This window comes from Rhizobium sp. 'Codium 1' (assembly GCF_020889605.1).
Taxonomy (GTDB): Bacteria; Pseudomonadota; Alphaproteobacteria; order Rhizobiales; family Rhizobiaceae; genus Allorhizobium; species Allorhizobium algae.
In genome coordinates, this window is record NZ_JAJGPW010000002.1 from 822371 (window position 1) to 838059 (window position 15689).

At 60.9% G+C, this 15689-nt stretch carries 13 protein-coding genes; 9 read left to right on the top strand and 4 right to left on the bottom strand.

Going from position 1 to position 15689, the window contains the following annotated elements; genetic code table 11:
• Window positions 1-30 precede the first annotated feature (30 nt).
• Window positions 31-1920, bottom strand: a complete 1890-nt coding sequence (locus LJE98_RS09055; protein ID WP_229574825.1) for a bifunctional sugar phosphate isomerase/epimerase/4-hydroxyphenylpyruvate dioxygenase family protein — start codon at window positions 1918-1920, stop codon at window positions 31-33.
• Window positions 1917-2786: a shikimate dehydrogenase gene (locus tag LJE98_RS09060; protein WP_229574826.1), complete on the bottom strand. Its 870-nt coding sequence runs from the start codon at window positions 2784-2786 to the stop codon at window positions 1917-1919. Before LJE98_RS09060 ends, LJE98_RS09055 begins: the two co-directional genes overlap by 4 nt.
• A 185-nt stretch (window positions 2787-2971) precedes the next feature.
• On the opposite strand from LJE98_RS09060, the gene LJE98_RS09065 reads away from it, so the two are divergent.
• Window positions 2972-3628 carry a TetR family transcriptional regulator gene (locus LJE98_RS09065; protein ID WP_229574828.1) on the top strand — a complete coding sequence of 219 codons (657 nt, stop codon included), beginning with the start codon at window positions 2972-2974 and terminating at the stop codon, window positions 3626-3628.
• 63 nt (window positions 3629-3691) lie between these two features.
• Here LJE98_RS09065 and rhaI read toward each other — a convergent pair whose 3' ends face one another.
• Together rhaI and LJE98_RS09075 are read right to left on the bottom strand one after the other, a co-directional pair.
• The gene (rhaI, locus tag LJE98_RS09070) at window positions 3692-4984 is read right to left on the bottom strand and encodes an L-rhamnose catabolism isomerase (RefSeq protein WP_229574829.1); all 1293 of its coding nucleotides are present in this window, start codon (window positions 4982-4984) and stop codon (window positions 3692-3694) included.
• A 126-nt stretch (window positions 4985-5110) separates the two neighbouring features.
• A complete protein-coding gene (locus LJE98_RS09075; protein WP_229574830.1) occupies window positions 5111-7207 on the bottom strand; it encodes a bifunctional rhamnulose-1-phosphate aldolase/short-chain dehydrogenase in 2097 nt (698 codons plus the stop codon).
• 203 nt (window positions 7208-7410) lie between these two features.
• Between LJE98_RS09075 and LJE98_RS09080 the strand changes: the two genes are divergently transcribed.
• The 8 genes from LJE98_RS09080 (at window position 7411) to LJE98_RS09115 (ending at window position 15666) form a co-directional block, all read left to right on the top strand.
• Window positions 7411-8223 carry a DeoR/GlpR family DNA-binding transcription regulator gene (locus LJE98_RS09080; protein WP_229574832.1) on the top strand — a complete coding sequence of 271 codons (813 nt, stop codon included), beginning with the start codon at window positions 7411-7413 and terminating at the stop codon, window positions 8221-8223.
• A 52-nt stretch (window positions 8224-8275) separates the two neighbouring features.
• Window positions 8276-9271 carry a rhamnose ABC transporter substrate-binding protein gene (rhaS, locus tag LJE98_RS09085; protein WP_229574834.1) on the top strand — a complete coding sequence of 332 codons (996 nt, stop codon included), beginning with the start codon at window positions 8276-8278 and terminating at the stop codon, window positions 9269-9271.
• A 59-nt stretch (window positions 9272-9330) separates the two neighbouring features.
• A complete protein-coding gene (locus LJE98_RS09090; RefSeq protein ID WP_229574835.1) occupies window positions 9331-10866 on the top strand; it encodes a sugar ABC transporter ATP-binding protein in 1536 nt (511 codons plus the stop codon).
• 9 nt (window positions 10867-10875) lie between these two features.
• On the top strand, window positions 10876-11868 hold the full coding sequence (locus tag LJE98_RS09095; RefSeq protein WP_229574836.1) for an ABC transporter permease: 993 nt from the start codon (window positions 10876-10878) through the stop codon (window positions 11866-11868).
• Entirely contained in the window at window positions 11865-12881 is a 1017-nt protein-coding gene (locus tag LJE98_RS09100; RefSeq protein WP_229574838.1) for an ABC transporter permease, read from the top strand. The genes LJE98_RS09095 and LJE98_RS09100 overlap by 4 nt, the downstream gene beginning before the upstream one ends.
• Complete coding sequence (rhaM, locus tag LJE98_RS09105) at window positions 12878-13201, top strand: L-rhamnose mutarotase (RefSeq protein ID WP_229574839.1); 324 nt, start codon at window positions 12878-12880, stop codon at window positions 13199-13201. The genes LJE98_RS09100 and rhaM overlap by 4 nt, the downstream gene beginning before the upstream one ends.
• Window positions 13198-14580 carry an FGGY-family carbohydrate kinase gene (locus LJE98_RS09110; RefSeq protein ID WP_420710124.1) on the top strand — a complete coding sequence of 461 codons (1383 nt, stop codon included), beginning with the start codon at window positions 13198-13200 and terminating at the stop codon, window positions 14578-14580. The genes rhaM and LJE98_RS09110 overlap by 4 nt, the downstream gene beginning before the upstream one ends.
• 186 nt (window positions 14581-14766) lie before the next feature.
• Entirely contained in the window at window positions 14767-15666 is a 900-nt protein-coding gene (locus LJE98_RS09115; protein ID WP_420710115.1) for a helix-turn-helix domain-containing protein, read from the top strand.
• Window positions 15667-15689: the final 23 nt, after the last annotated feature.

Sequence of the window (15689 nt, forward strand, 5' to 3'; positions counted from 1 at the left end):
GCGACCCTACGGATCGGAGCATACGGGCTGTCATCTTGGCATCCCCTTCGGACGAAGGTGACGCTTGAGGGCTGCGATCCGGAAGATTGCGTTCGGCGCGCCATAGCCCCGATAGCCGCGCCGCTCGACGATTTCGAAGAAGAAGCCCTCCCCATAGGTCGGCGAGTAGAGCTGGAAATACTCGCCTGCATCGTCACGATCATAGAGAATGTTGGCAAGCTTCATCCGCTCGACCACCTGCGGATCGAGACCGAACCGCGCCTCGATGTCGTCGTAATAGTTGGGAGAGATGGTGAGGGCGTTGAAACCCCTGGCGGCGAGAGCCGCAGCCGTCGCAAAGATATCATTCGTTTCGAAGGCGATATGCTGGATGCCGGAACCGAAGGTCTCGGCGATGAAGCGGCCGGCAAGCGTGTTGCGATTTTCGGCCCCGTTGAGGGTAATCCGTAGCCGCCCATCCCGTGTCTCGACCACCTGGCTCCGGACGAGGCCCGCCGGGTCGACAATGTCCACCACCGGCGTCTTGTCGGCGTCGAGCTGTGACGTGTAGAAGAGAAGCCAGGTCAGCATTTCATCGTAACGCGTCGTCTGGGCGAGATGGTCGATCCGGGTCAGGCCGACATCCGCATCTACTCCAGGCCGCCCTTCGATCTTGACGAATTCCACGTCGAAGATGCGAGCGAGATCGCTCTTCTGGTCAAGGAAATAGACGATACCCCCACCCACACCGCGGATTGCCGGCACCTGCAACTCGCCCGGCCCAACCGACTGCCTGAAATCCTCGGCTCCGAGTTTCAGGGCACGCGCATGCGCCAGAGCCGCATCGTCGACCATGAGGCCGAACGCATAGGCATTGGCACCATGAACGAGATAGGAGGCGTTGGCGAAGCCCTTCTCCTCCCTGTTGAGGATGAGATTGATTTCGCCCTGACGGTAGAGTGTGACGGCCTTGCTGCGGTGCCTGGCGACGGCATCAAAGCCCAGCACGCCGAACAGCGCCTCCAGCTCCCGCTCCTCGGCGTCGCCAGCTGCAAATTCGATGAAGGAGACACCCGAGACCTTCGCACGATCCGGCATGGCCGGGACCGGAATGCGGATCCCCGGCTCCGCTCGCGCCACCTGGTCCATGAGATTGACGAGCGAGCGTCGACCATCCTTTGAAATGGCATCGGGCGATCCGCCACGAAACTGGTCGTTGAAGATCTCCAGCGAAAGATAGCCGTTGTAGCCGGTTGCCGCGACAGCCGCCATAAAGGCCACAACCGGCAGGTCCCCCTCGCCCGGCATGTTGCGGAAATGGCGCGACCAGTAGAGCAGATCCATCTCGATCAGCGGCGCGTCGGCAAGCTGCACGATGAAGATACGATCGCCAGGGATCGTGCGGATCGAGTTCAGGTCTATCTTGCGCGACAAGGTATGGAAGCTGTCCAGGATCAGGCCGATATTGGGATGATCCGCACGACGTACGATCTCCCAGGCGTCGCGGTGATCATGGATATGCCGCCCCCAGGCGAGGGCTTCAAAGCCCACTTTCAGGCCACGGTGGGCCGCCCGCTCGCCCAGCGCATGAAAGTCCTCCGCAGCGCGATCGACCCCACCGAGAGAGACAGGTGACGTGTTGGAGCAGATCAGCATCATGTCCGTGCCGAGCTCAGCCATCAGATCGAACTTGCGCTCGGCACGATCGAAATTGCGTGAGCGGAACGGTTCGGGCATGCCCTCGAAATCGCGGAACGGCTGAAACAGCGAAACGGCGAGGCCGTGATCGCGGACCATCTGACCCACTTCCGCTGGCGACCGATCGAAGGCGAGGAAGTCGTTCTCGAAGATCTCGACCGCATCGAAACCGGCCCGCGCGATCGCTGCGAGCTTTTCTTCGAATTCACCACTGATGGAGACGGTTGCAATCGAGGTCTTCACGCCGGCTCTCCCTGGGTCAGAGCCTGGAAATGATCAAGCATCCGGTGCGCATCGGGCTCGATACCGGTAAACAGGGAGAATGCCCCGACCGCCTGGAAGACGGCCATGCCGCCGCCGTTCGCCACCCGACATCCACACCGACGTGCCGCCTGCAAAAGCGCCGTCTCCAGTGGAAAGTACACGATCTCGGCAACCCAGAGCGACGGGCTGAGCAACTCCGCTGGCAACGGCATGCCCGGATACTTGTCCATACCCATCGGCGTAGCATGCACCAGCCCCGTCGCCTTTTCGATCCCGGCCGAGAGATCACGAACCGGCTCTACGCGCGCGCCGGGGAAAAGACCGGCCATCAGCGACGCCAGCTCGGCAGATTTCATCTCGTCGATATCGAAAATCGCAAGCGCCTTCGCCCCCATCTCCAGCGCGGCAAAGGCCGTAGCCGCACCAGCACCCCCGGCACCGATCTGGACCACGAAGGACAGGTCCGCCTCAGGCAGCTGCCGTCGCAGACCCTGGGAAAATCCCCACCAGTCTGTGTTGTGACCGATCCGCTTCCCGTCCCGCAGCACCACGGTGTTCACCGCACCCAGCTTGCGCGCATCGTCGGTGATCTCGGTAAGCAGCGGCAAAATCTTCTGCTTGCAGGGATATGTGATGTTCAGCCCACAGAAACCCCGCTCCTCCGCCTCGACAACCAGGCTTTCGAGGTCATCGGCACTGCGCTTGCGCTCGTTGAGATCGAGAAGTTCGTAAGAATAGTCGAGCCCATGAGCCCGCCCCTCCCGCACATGCATGGCAGGCGTCAGTGACCGCTGGATGCCATATCCGATCAGACCGGCCCGCAATGTGTCACGCTGTCTTGTCATGACGGCTCCCATTTCCGAAGCAAGACGATGCCATAGCCTCAGGCCTCCCAACCTGCGTCTGACGATAATGTACTAACTAGTTAGTGTCAATGGCGGGCGGCTTGATGCGTTGGTGCGGTGGCTCTATGAACGAGAAGATCGGTGCGCAGCATGAATGCCGGGAGCGCCGACCTGGATGGAGCAATATGACGAAGACGGCGAGGGAAACGCGCAGGAATGATCCCGAACGGACGCGGGAGGACATTCTCGATGTCGCGACGGAGGAATTCGCCGAATTCGGCCTGTCCGGCGCACGGGTCGATTCGATTGCGGAAAAGACGCGCACATCCAAGCGGATGATCTATTATTACTATGGCAGCAAGGAAGGCCTCTATCTCGCCGTTCTGGAAAAGGCCTATCGCAAGATCCGTACGCTGGAAGCGGACCTGCAGCTCAAAGAACTACCGCCGGATGAAGCGCTTCGCCGATTGATCAGCAGCACCTTCGATCACGACGAGCACAACCCCGACTTCGTCCGTCTGGTCAGCATCGAGAACATCCACCACGCCATGCACATGAAGCGATCAAGCGAAATCGCCGAGCTCAACATTTCCGTCATTCGCACCCTGCAGGACATTATCGACCGGGGTCTGGCAAGCGGGATCTTCAAACGCCGCGCCGACGCGATCGATGTGCATATGCTGATCAGTGCCTTCTGCTTCTTCCGCGTTTCCAACCGCTACACCTTCGGGACGATCTTCAAGCGTGACCTGTCCGAACCGGAACTTTACGGCCGCCACAAGTCGATGATTGCGGATGCTGTCCTGGGATATCTGCGCACGAGCGAGACTGCTGCATCGTGATTGGCGCCGACGGAGAACTGTTGGGCCGGCGCTCGCCGCGCCGACACCAGACCGCCCCCCTGACTAGACGATGCCGCCGGAACCACCCTTGACGGCCGGCCGTTCGCTGGCCACCTGCGCACGATAACCGCTCGCCCGATAGGCGGCCACAGGATCGATGGCGCCGCCCGAACGACGCCGAGCTTCGGCCAGGATCGGTTCGACATCGGTCCGATAGGCCTTCTTCAACGTCTCGGACGCCATGAGAGCGTCATTGTCGCCCTGATAGCCTTCCAGGGCGACCCGATCCACCAGCAGGGCCTGTGCATAGGCGCGGCGGATTTCGTTGGCGCTGGAAATGAGGCTCTCGATCGGATCGGTGACGTTGTGGCTCTGGTCGATCATGTGGGCCGGATGGAAACCCTTCACTCCGCGATATTCCGCATCCACCAGCTCGTTGAACACCAGGAACAGGCGATAGGGCTCGACCGAACCGGCATCGAGATCGTCGTCACCATATTTGCTGTCGTTGAAATGGAATCCGCCGAGCTTGCCGAACTGAATGAGCCGGGCGACGATCATTTCGATGTTCGTGTTCGGCGCGTGGTGGCCGAGATCGACGAGGCAATAGGCCTTTTCGCCGAGGGTCTGTGCGATCAGATAATTCGTGCCCCAGTCCTGCACGACCGTCGAGTAGAAGGCCGGCTCGTACATCTTGTGCTCGGAGAACAGGCGCCAGTCGTCCGGCAATGCCTTGTAGATATCCGCCATGGCAGCCAGGTAGCGCTCGAACTGACGGGTGAAACTGGCCTGTCCCGGGAAGTTGGACCCGTCTCCGATCCAAACGGTCAACGCCTTGGAGCCGAGCGCACGGCCGATCTCGATGCATTCCAGATTATGCTCGACGGCCTGGCGGCGCGTCGCAGCGTCCACATGGCTTAGGGAGCCATACTTGTAGGAATGCGCCTGATCCGGGGCGTCCGAGAAGGTGTTCGAATTCATCGCATCGAAACCAAGCCCGAGCGCATCCGCCCTGTCCTTCAAGGACTTGGGGTCCGCCTTGTCCCAGGGGATATGCAACGACACAGTCGGTGTCGCGCGGGTTAACTGCTGGATCACCCCGCAATCGTCCAGCTTGTCGAAGATGTGACGCGGCTCGCCCTGCCCCGGGAATCGGGCAAACCGCGTCCCCCCGGTGCCGACGCCCCAGGAAGGGACAGCGACAAAGAACTCGGCGACCTTTGCCGTGACCGCCTCGATGTCGATCGAGCTGCGGGCAAGCTTTTCACCCAGCCTCTGATAGTCGCTGCGATGTCCGGCCTCGCGCCGATCATTGTCGGCCGCGACAACCTCGACGGCAATTCGTGTCTCGCTCATTCTTTCCTCCACCTCGCGCGATCGACTGTGATCAATGCGCGCCTGTCTACAGCGCCGATGGCGCCACCCTCGCCATCAGGTTCAGTCTTGGCAAACCGCCTTCCGCCGCGGCGCCCGCGCGAAATGTCAGCGCGGGAAGCTCTGTGCATTGCCGGCATCGACATTGATGATGTTGCCGGTCGATTTCGCCGAAAGATCGGACGCAAGGAAGTAGATGGCTTCGGCAATGTCTTCCGGGAAGACGTTGAGCTTCAGCATCGACCGCTTGCGGTAATGCTCTTCGAGATCGTCCACCTCGATCTTCGAAGAGGCAGCGCGCTGTTCGCGCCACTCACCGGTCCATATCTTCGAGCCGCGCAACACGGCATCCGGATTGACCGTGTTCACCCGGATGCCGGCATCGGCGCCTTCGAGCGCCAGGCAACGGGCGAGATGAATCTCGGCCGCCTTGGCCGTGCAGTATGCCGACGCATTTGGTGACGAGGCAAGGCCGTTCTTCGACGCAACAAAGACGATATTTCCGCCGAGCCCCTGACGCCGGAACAGGCGGAAGGCTTCCCGCGAAACCAGGAAGTAACCGGTTGCCAGGATGCTGATATTCTTGTCCCACATCGCAAGCGTGGTGTCTTCCACCGGTGCCGACGAGGCAATCCCGGCATTCGAGACGAGAATGTCGGCGCCACCGAATTCCACGCAGGTCTCCGCGAAGGCCTTGATGACCGCATCTTCGCGCGTCACGTCGAGTTGCGCAGAGCGCACGGCGTCCGCACCGTGACGCTTCCGGAAATCCGCCACCGTCCGGTCGAGCGCATCGGCATCGATATCAGCCAGCACCACGCAGGCCCCTTCGGCCATCAACCGGTCCGCCGTTGCCCGACCAATCCCGCCGGCACCGCCCGTGACGATGGCAACCCGCCCAGCAAGGCTCTTCGGCTTCGGCATGCGCTGCAGCTTCGCCTCTTCGAGGAGCCAGTATTCGATGTCAAAGGCTTCCTGCTCCGGCAGCCCCTGATACTCGGAAACGGTCGAGGCACCACGCATGACATTGATCGCATTGACGTAAAACTCGCCGGCGATCCGGGCTGTCGCCTTGTCCTTGGCAAAGGAAAACATGCCGACGCCGGGAACCAGGAAAATCACCGGGTTCGGATCGCGGATGGCGGGCGAATTGTCATGACGGCAAGCCTCGTAATAACGCGTATAATCGGCGCGATAGGCCTCGAGCGCCTTGTCGAGGCCAACAAGAACGGCGTCCACATCAGGCTTTGCCGGATCGAAATCGACGATGAGCGGCCGGATCTTTGTGCGCAGGAAGTGGTCCGGGCAGGACGTCCCGAGCGCCCCGAGCGGCTGCAGGTTCTTCGAATTGACGAATTCGAGCACCGCATCCTGATCGTCGAAATGACCCAGCTTGCGCTCACCCGTGCCAATGCGCCCCCGTATTTCCGGCATCAGGCGCGCAGCAATCGCGCGACGTTCCTCGGCGGGCAAGGCCTTCGACACTGCGCCGCCGAAGATGGTCTTGCCCTGGGTTTCTTTCGCAAACCATGCGATCGCCTTGTTGATGATCTCAAGCGTCAGCAGATAGCAGTCCTTGGCATCATCGGCCCAGGTGAACAGGCCGTGGCTTTCGAGAACCACGCCCTTGGCAGCAGGGTTTGCCTTCACGAAGGCTTCGAGATCGAGACCGAGCTGGAAGCCGGGCCGGCGCCAGGGCAGCCAGCCGATCTCGGATCCGAAGATCTTTGCGGTCAGTTCCCTGGAATTCTTCGAAGCCGCGATCGCGATGATCGCATCAGGATGCATGTGATCGACATGTGTGAAGGGCACGAAGCCATGCAGCGGCGTATCGATCGAGGCCGCGCGCGGATTGAGGTTGAAGGTGCAGTGCGGGAGGAAGCCGACCATGCGGTCTTCGTCCGCGACGCCTTGGTAGATGCCCTTCAACGCTTCCAGCTTGTCCTGATAGAGCGTCGCGAAACCATCGATCTTGATCGTGCCAACATCGCCGCCCGATCCCTTGACCCAGAGAACCTTGACCGTCTCCCCCGACAGCGGATCGATTTCCATCACCTTCGCGGATGTGTTGCCGCCCCCGTAATTGGTGATGCGCTTGTCGGCACCGAGCAGATTGGAGCGATAGAGAAGCTTGCCGGGCTCATCGAGCGTTGCAGCATGCTCATCATCCCAACGGCTTTCGAGAAGGCGGGTTTGAGCCGTCATGTTCTTCCTCCCTGCAAATATGCCTCACGGACCGCCATTGGCAGACCATCTTCCTTGTGTCCGAAGGTATCGCGCAGGGCTCGGCCAATTGTCAATCAATTTCGATCATTTCTTTTCATTGTGCGTTGCAATATTATTATTTTTGATCGTTTCTGATTGACAGCGTAAAAACATTGCGAATAAATCACCATCAGGAGGACCCCATGCACGAACGTGAACGCCATCGCATTATTCTGAGCGCGATCCAGGAAAAGCCTGTGATCACGGTGCAGGATATTGCCGAGCTGACCGAGGCTTCGGAGGCCACGATCCGCCGCGATATCGCGTCGCTTCACGTACAGGGAAAACTGAGACGCGTACGGGGTGGCGCGGAAGCCGTCCATCCGCCGCAGCTCGGAAATCTCGCCGCCCGCCCTTTTCGCGTCTCCGAATCGGTCAACATCGACAAGAAGCGCGCAATAGCGCGCGCTGCCGTCGATCTGTGCGAAGAAGGCGATTCGATCATCATCAATGGGGGCACCACCACCTTCCAGATGGTGCATTTCATGTCGGCCCGCCGCCTGCAGGTCATGACCAATTCTTTCGCAATCGCCGAACATCTGGTGAAGCACTCGAAATGCACGGTCTCGGTTCCCGGCGGCGCGATCTATCGGGATCAGAGCCTGATCCTGTCCCCCTTCGAAAACGACGCGATCCGCAATTTCTACGCCCGCCGCATCTTCATTGGGGCGCAGGGGATCAATGCGCTGGGGGTGATGGAATCGGATGCGCTCGTCATCCAGAGCGAGCAGAAACTTGTCCGCCAGGCCGAAGAGCTCATCGTCATGGTGGACTCGAGCAAGTTCGCCAAGCGATCAAGCCTGATCCTGTGTGCGCTCGACAAGGTCTCCACGATCATCACTGACGACGGAATTTCCGACGAGGCGGCCGCCATGGTCACCGACGCCGGCGTAAGGCTCATGACCGTGAAGCCGATGGCTTCATCGGCAAGGGAGGATACCTCGTCGGTCGCATAGAGGAGGCGGCCGGGAGGAAGGGAAAAGCAGTTCATCAACCTGGGAGGAAAACATGAAACTGACGAAAATCTTGCTGGCCAGTGCGGCCATTGCACTCGCGACCATGGGCTCGGCTGCGCAGGCTGCCGACATGAAGATCGCACTCGTGGTCAAATCGCTCGGCATCGGCTTCTTCGAAGCTGCCAACAAGGGCGCTCAGGAAGCCGCCCAGGAGCTGGGTGGCGTCGAAGTCATCTACACCGGCCCGACCTCGACGACGGCTGAAGGCCAGATCGAAGTCATCAACTCGCTGATCGCCCAGGGCGTCGATGCCATCGCGATCTCCGCCAATGATCCGGATGCAGTTGTCCCGGCTCTCAAGAAGGCCATGGACCGCGGCATCAAGGTCATCTCCTGGGATAGCGGCGTCGCAGCCGAAGGCCGCATCATGCACCTGAACCCGTCCTCCAACGCGCTGATCGGCAAGATGTGCCTGCAGCTCGCGGCAAACCACCTGCCAGACGGCAAGGGTGACTTCGCCATCCTGTCGGCCACGACGACCTCCACGAACCAGAACATCTGGATCGAGGAAATGAAGGCGCAGCTGAAGGACTTCCCCGGCCTGAACCTCGTCACGACAGTCTATGGTGACGACCTGGCCGACAAGAGCTACCGGGAAGCCAATGGCCTCCTGACCTCGCAGTCCAACGTCAAGGTCATCGTCGCCCCGACGACGGTCGGCGTTCTCGCGGCCTCGCAGGCCGTCAAGGATGCAGGCAAAATCGGCGACGTCTATGTCACCGGCCTTGGCCTCCCCTCCGAAATGGCGGGTGCCATCCAGTCGGGTGCAACGAAGGAATTCGCCATCTGGAACCCGATCGACCTCGGTTATTCCGCAACCCAGATCGCCTATCGCCTTGCCAAGGGTGAGACCGATGCTGCTCCGGGTTCGGAAATCGAAGCCGGCCGCATGGGCAAGATCAAGATCGGTGACGGTGGCGAAGCCGCCATGGCTGATCCCTTCGTCTACAACGCCTCGAACATAGAGGAATTCTCCAAGATCTTCTGATCTCGGCGGACCAGACCCGGCGGCCCGAGCCGCCGGGATTTCACTCATTTGGTAAGCACATGATGACCGTTCAATCTGCCAAGCTCGCGGCGGGCGCGATCCCGGCTGGCGAGCCCGTACTCGAAATGCGGGGCATCTCGCAGATCTTCCCGGGCGTGAAGGCCCTGGATCGGGTCGACATCGCCCTCTATCCGGGCAAGGTGACGGCACTCATCGGCGAGAACGGCGCCGGCAAGTCGACGCTCGTCAAGATCCTGACCGGCATCTATCGCCCGAACGAAGGCGAGATCCTGATCGACGGCAAGCCGGCCACTTTCGCCAACGCTCAGGATGCGATCGATGCGGGCGTCACCGCCATTCACCAGGAGACGGTGCTGTTCGATGAGCTGACCGTCGGCGAGAACATCTTTCTCGGCCACGCACCGCGGACCCGCTTCGGGCTGATCGACTGGCGCACGATCAATGAGCGCTCCCGCGTCCTGATGAAGGCGCTGGAAAGCGACATGGATCCCACGACGAAACTCAAGGACTTCTCGATCGCCCAGCGTCATCTGGTAGCAATCGCCCGCGCCCTTTCGGTCGACGCCCGCATTGTCATCATGGACGAGCCGACGGCGGCACTTTCCCGCAAGGAAATCGACGATCTCTTCCGTATTGTCGAAGGCCTGAAACGCCAGGGCAAGGCGATCCTCTTCATCAGTCACAAGTTCGACGAACTCTACGAGATCGCCGACAACTACGCCGTCTTTCGGGATGGCCGCATGGTCGGCTCCGGCGTTCTCAAGGACACGCCCCAGGACGAGATTGTGCGGCAGATGGTCGGTCGCGACGTACACGACGTCTTTCCCAAGACCGAGGCCGTGATCGGCGCGCCGGTCCTGAGCGTCCGCGGTTACAGTCACGAGACCGAATTCCGCGATATCAGTTTCGACCTGCGCAAGGGCGAAATCCTCGGAGTCTACGGCCTGATCGGTGCGGGCCGCTCCGAACTCTGCCAATCGATCTTCGGCATCACCCGCCCGAAATCCGGAACGCTGCAACTCGAAAGCCGGGAGATCACCATTCGAGACACCTCGGACGCGATCGCAGCCGGCATCGTCTACGTGCCCGAGGAGCGTGGCCGTCACGGCTTGGCGCTCGAACTGCCAATCTACCAGAACATGTCCCTGCCCTCCCTGATCCGGACCTCGGTCTCAGGCTTCCTGAAGGCGGCCAATGAATTGAAGCTGGCGCGCCGCTTCGCCGAACGGCTCGACCTGCGGGCCGCCGCGCTTTCTGTTCCGGTCGGCACGCTCTCGGGCGGCAATCAGCAGAAGGTCGTGATCGGCAAGTGGCTTGCCACCTCGCCCAAGGTCATCATTCTTGATGAGCCAACCAAGGGCATCGACATCGGCTCCAAGGCGGCTGTTCACGGCTTTATCTCCGAGCTTGCCTCGGAAGGCCTCTCGATCATCATGATATCCTCCGAGCTTCCTGAAATCCTCGGCATGTCCGACCGCGTCCTGGTGATGCGCGAAGGCCTGCAGGCTGGCATCTTCGAGCGTGAAAGCCTGACGGCCGAGACGCTTGTGCGCGCAGCGACCGGCAATGCGTAAGGAATGACAATGCAAAACCTGCTCAAGAACCGGGAAATATTGCTGGCCCTGATCATCATCGGCATGATCCTGAGCTTCACCACGCGCGCGCCGAACTTTGCCTCGCCCGCCAGCCTGGCCAACATCTTCAACGATACCTCGATCCTGATCATCCTGGCGCTCGGCCAGATGGTGGTCATCCTGACCAAGTCGATCGATCTCTCGGTGGCGGCCAATCTCGCCTTCACCGGCATGGCTGTCGCGATGCTGGACAGCACCTATCCCGGCATGCCGCTTGCCCTCCTCGTTGTCATGGCGATCGCGATTGGCGCAGCGCTTGGCGCGATCAACGGCTTCCTCGTCTGGGCTTTGCAGATCCCCCCGATCGTCGTCACACTGGGAACGCTCACCATTTACCGCGGCATGAGCTTCGTCCTGTCGAGCGGCGCCTGGGTCAATGCCCACCAGATGCAGCCCGACTTTCTTGGCGTGCCGCGCCTGCCTGTGCTGGGCCTGCCGATCCTCTCCTGGGTCGCCATCGCAGTCATCCTGCTGATTTGGTTCATCCTGGCCCGCACCCCATTCGGTCGCTCAGCCTATGCCGCTGGCGGCAATCCGGTCGCTGCCATCTATGCCGGCATCGATGTCGGTCGCGCCCGCTTCCTCGCCTTCGTGCTGTCAGGCGCTCTTGCTGGTCTCTCCGGCTATCTCTGGGTCTCGCGCTACGCCGTCGCCTATGTCGATATCGCTGCAGGTTTCGAGCTCGACAGTGTTGCTGCCTGCGTCATCGGCGGCATCTCGATCGCCGGCGGGATCGGCACCGTGATCGGCACGGTGCTGGGCGCCCTTTTCCTCGGCGTGATCAAGAATGCCTTGCCCGTCATCGGGATTTCTCCCTTTGCCCAGATGGCGATCTCCGGCATCGTCATCGTTCTTGCCGTAGTGTTCAACGCGCGAGCCGAACGCAAGAAGGGACGTATCATCCTGCGTGATCGCGCGGCCAGAACAGAGGGGGCAGCATGAGCGCGTCGACCAGCCAAACCCATGAGACAAGGGTCATTCCCGATCGTCTCCAGACACCGTTCCGCCGCCTGCTGGGCAGCTGGGAGGTTCTCCTCTTTGCTGTCGCCATACTGATCTTTGTTGCGAATTCGCTGGCCTCGCCCTACTTCCTCAATGCCTGGAACCTGTCAGACGCGACGTTCAACTTCACCGAAAAGGCACTGATTGCCTTCGCCATGGCGCTCCTGATCATTGCAGGCGAAATCGATCTCTCTGTCGCCGCGATCATTGCGCTCGCCTCGACCGCCATGGGATATGCCGCGCAGTTCGGGATCGGCGCCCCCGGCCTAGTTGCGATCGGAATTGCCACCGGTCTTGCATGCGGCGCGTTCAACGGCCTGCTCGTTGCCGGCCTGAAACTGCCGTCGATCGTCGTCACCATCGGCACGATGAGCCTCTTCCGGGGCATTTCCTATCTCGTGCTGGGCGATCAGGCTTTCGGCAAGTATCCGACAGACTTCGCCTTCTTCGGACAAGGCTATATCTTCTGGGTCATCTCCTTCGAATTCGTCCTTTTCCTGATCGTGGCCTGTCTCTTCGCCATCCTGCTGCATCGGACGAACTTCGGCCGCCATGTCTATGTGATCGGCATGAACCCCCTGGCCGCGCGCTTTTCCGGTATCCCGGTCGAACGGGTGAAGTTCATCCTCTTCCTGCTGACCGGACTGATGAGCGGCATCGCCGCCGTCTGCCTGACATCCCGCCTCGGCTCCACCCGCCCTTCGATCGCGCAAGGCTGGGAGCTCGAAGTCGTCACCATGGTCGTTCTTGGCGGGGTCTCGATCCTTGGCGGTTCCGGAACGATTGCCGGCGTCATGATCGCCGCCTTCGTCATGGGCCTCGTCACCTTCGGGCTCGGCCTCCTCAACGTGCCCGGCATCGTCATGTCCATCTTCATTGGCCTGCTGCTGATCATCACCATCGCGCTGCCGATCATCGCGCGTCGGATCAAGAATGCGAGGAACGCCGGATGAGCGAAACCGAGCGGCACGTCTTCAAGATGAAGCTCAATCCCGGCATGGAAGCGGAATACCGCAAGCGCCATGACGAGATCTGGCCGGATCTGGTCAATCTTCTGCATGAAGCCGGAATCAGCGACTACACCATCCATCTCGATCCGGAGACCAGCCTGCTGATCGGCGTCCTGACGCGCACGAAGACCCACGACATGGCAGACCTGCCCTCCCATCCCGTGATGCAACGTTGGTGGGCCCACATGGCAGACATCATGCAGACCAACCCGGACAACTCCCCATGGACGATCGACCTGAAGCCCGTCTTCCATATGCCATGACTGTATCCTTCGAGCGCATAGCCATCATCGACATCGGCAAGACCAACGCCAAGGTGGTTATCGTCGATGCCCGGACGGGCGCGGAAGTGGCAGTCCGCAAGACTGCCAATATCGTGCTCGCCGGCCCACCCTACCCGCATTTCGATACGGAGCGGCTATGGACCTTCATCCTGGAGACCCTGTTCGAATTTGCAGGCCATCCCGGATTCGACGCCCTATCCATCACCACTCATGGCGCGACCGCAGCCCTGCTCGACGACAAGGGCGCGCTGGCGCTCCCGGTGCTCGACTACGAATATGTCTACCCGGACGAGGTGAACCGGGCCTATGACCTGATCCGACCGAATTTCGACGAAAGTTTTTCACCCCGCCTCACCGGAGGGCTCAATCTCGGTGCACAGTTCCACTTCCAGCGCGACCGCTTTCCGCAAGAGTTCGCACGCGTATCGACCATCCTCACCCTTCCGCAATACTGGGCATTTCGCCTGACGGGTGTAGCCGCGAATGAGAAGACGTCACTTGGATGCCATACCGATCTCTGGCGTCCCTTCGCAGACAGCTACTCGGCTCTCGTCGACCGCCTGGATATTGCTGACAAGATGGCGCCCATCCGTTCCGCATTCGATATCCTGAGCGATATCCGCCCGGAAATCGCTCAAAAGATCGGCCTGTCGAAATCGGTGCCGGTCTATTGCGGCATTCACGATTCGAATGCATCGCTCCTGCCCCACCTCGTTGACTTCGGCCTTCCCTGCACGGTCGTTTCGACAGGCACATGGGTCATCTGCTTTGCGCCCGGCGCAAAGCCTGACGCGCTGGACAGCAAACGGGACACACTCGCCAATGTCGATGCCTATGGCACGGCCGTACCCTCCGCGCGTTACATGGGCGGCCGCGAATGGGAAATCGTGACGAAGGACCTGGCAGCAGTCACGGCGGAAGCGGAATGGGCGGCCGTCGCAGACGTGGTCTCGCACAAGCGCATGCTGTTGCCGAGCAGCGTGAGCGGCACCGGACCGTTTCCGCAGATGAAAGGCCGATGGCATCTGGAGCCGGAGAATGCGGCAGAGCGCCGGGCCGCAGCCAGTCTTTACCAGTCCTTGATGACCGTGACCTGCCTCGACATGATCAGTTCCCAGGGGCCAATAATCGTCGAAGGACCCTTCACATCGAACCGCGTCTTTGTTGCGGCCCTGCACAGCCTGACAGGAAGACCTGTCTACGCATCACCCTCCCAGACGGGCACATCCTCGGGTGCGGCCCTCCTCGCCGGGATCCGGCCATCATCACCACTCCGTCTTGTCAACGAAACCATTCCCGGGCTCGACAACTACAGCGCAACATGGCGGGAAATGATCGAATCTGAAATCAGTCGGTGAACTGTCCAATCCGTTTGGACGTTCCACGCTGCTCGAGCTCGTCCTGCCGGAAGCACGGCAAATGCCGGCGATCATAAATATGATAAGTTTAGTCATATTTCTTGACCCGCGACGTTTTTCCGGCAAATGCTACCGCTGTTTTTGAAAGCGGGGCAGGCGAGCGACGATGGGCGAGAGGCAAGAGAGTTGACCTATCTACACCAGATGCAGGCCGAGCTGGACGGAATTCGTGCACTCATGCCAGCCAAATGGCGTTGCCTCGACGGCATTGTCGGCGTCCATTGGGATGCGGAGGGCCATGCAGGTGCCAGTGGCTACTACGTGTCGCCCGATCCACGCATCATGTTCTTCTTCAACGATGTGAGCAGCCACATTCAGGTGGCCGATCAACGCGGAGCTACCGACCAAGGTGAGCGGGGAATGGCACGGGCAATCTACGTGCCGGCGGGTGTTCCGATGTGGACAAGGTTCACGCGGCGTCACCGCTTCTCCCACCTCGACCTGCATCTGCACCACGACCGCCTGATGCGCTACATCTCGCCTGTCATCGGCGCGTCGGCTGCTCGCGCAACACTGAAACAGCCGGCTGAACTGCACGACCCTGGACCATTGACCAGTCTCGCGGACCTCGTTGTCGAGGAGCTCTCGACCCACGTCCGGCACCCGGCCTTTGCCGAGAACCTGATCGGCAGCATCGTCACCGGGTTCCTGGATCTGCAGGCGGGTGACACAAGTGGCGCGGCCGCCGGTGGGCGGCTGACCCAGGCACAACTGAATCGGCTTTCGACCTACTTCGCCCATTGCGGCGGGCGGCGCCTCGCCGTGAAGGAAATGGCGGATGTGGTTGGCCTGTCGGAAAGCTGGTTCGCGACCGTATTCCGGCAGACCACGGACATGACCCCGCTCCAGTGGCAACTGGCGCGCCGCATCGACCTCGCCCGAAAGCTGCTTGGCGACACAACGATGAGCATCGCCGAAATCAGCGGCCAGCTCGGCTTCACCGACCAGGCGCACATGACCAAGGTCTTCCGGGCAGTGACCGGCGACACCCCCGCCGCCTGGCGGCGCACACATCAGGCCAATTGAAAACAGGCCCCGTCACCTGCGAA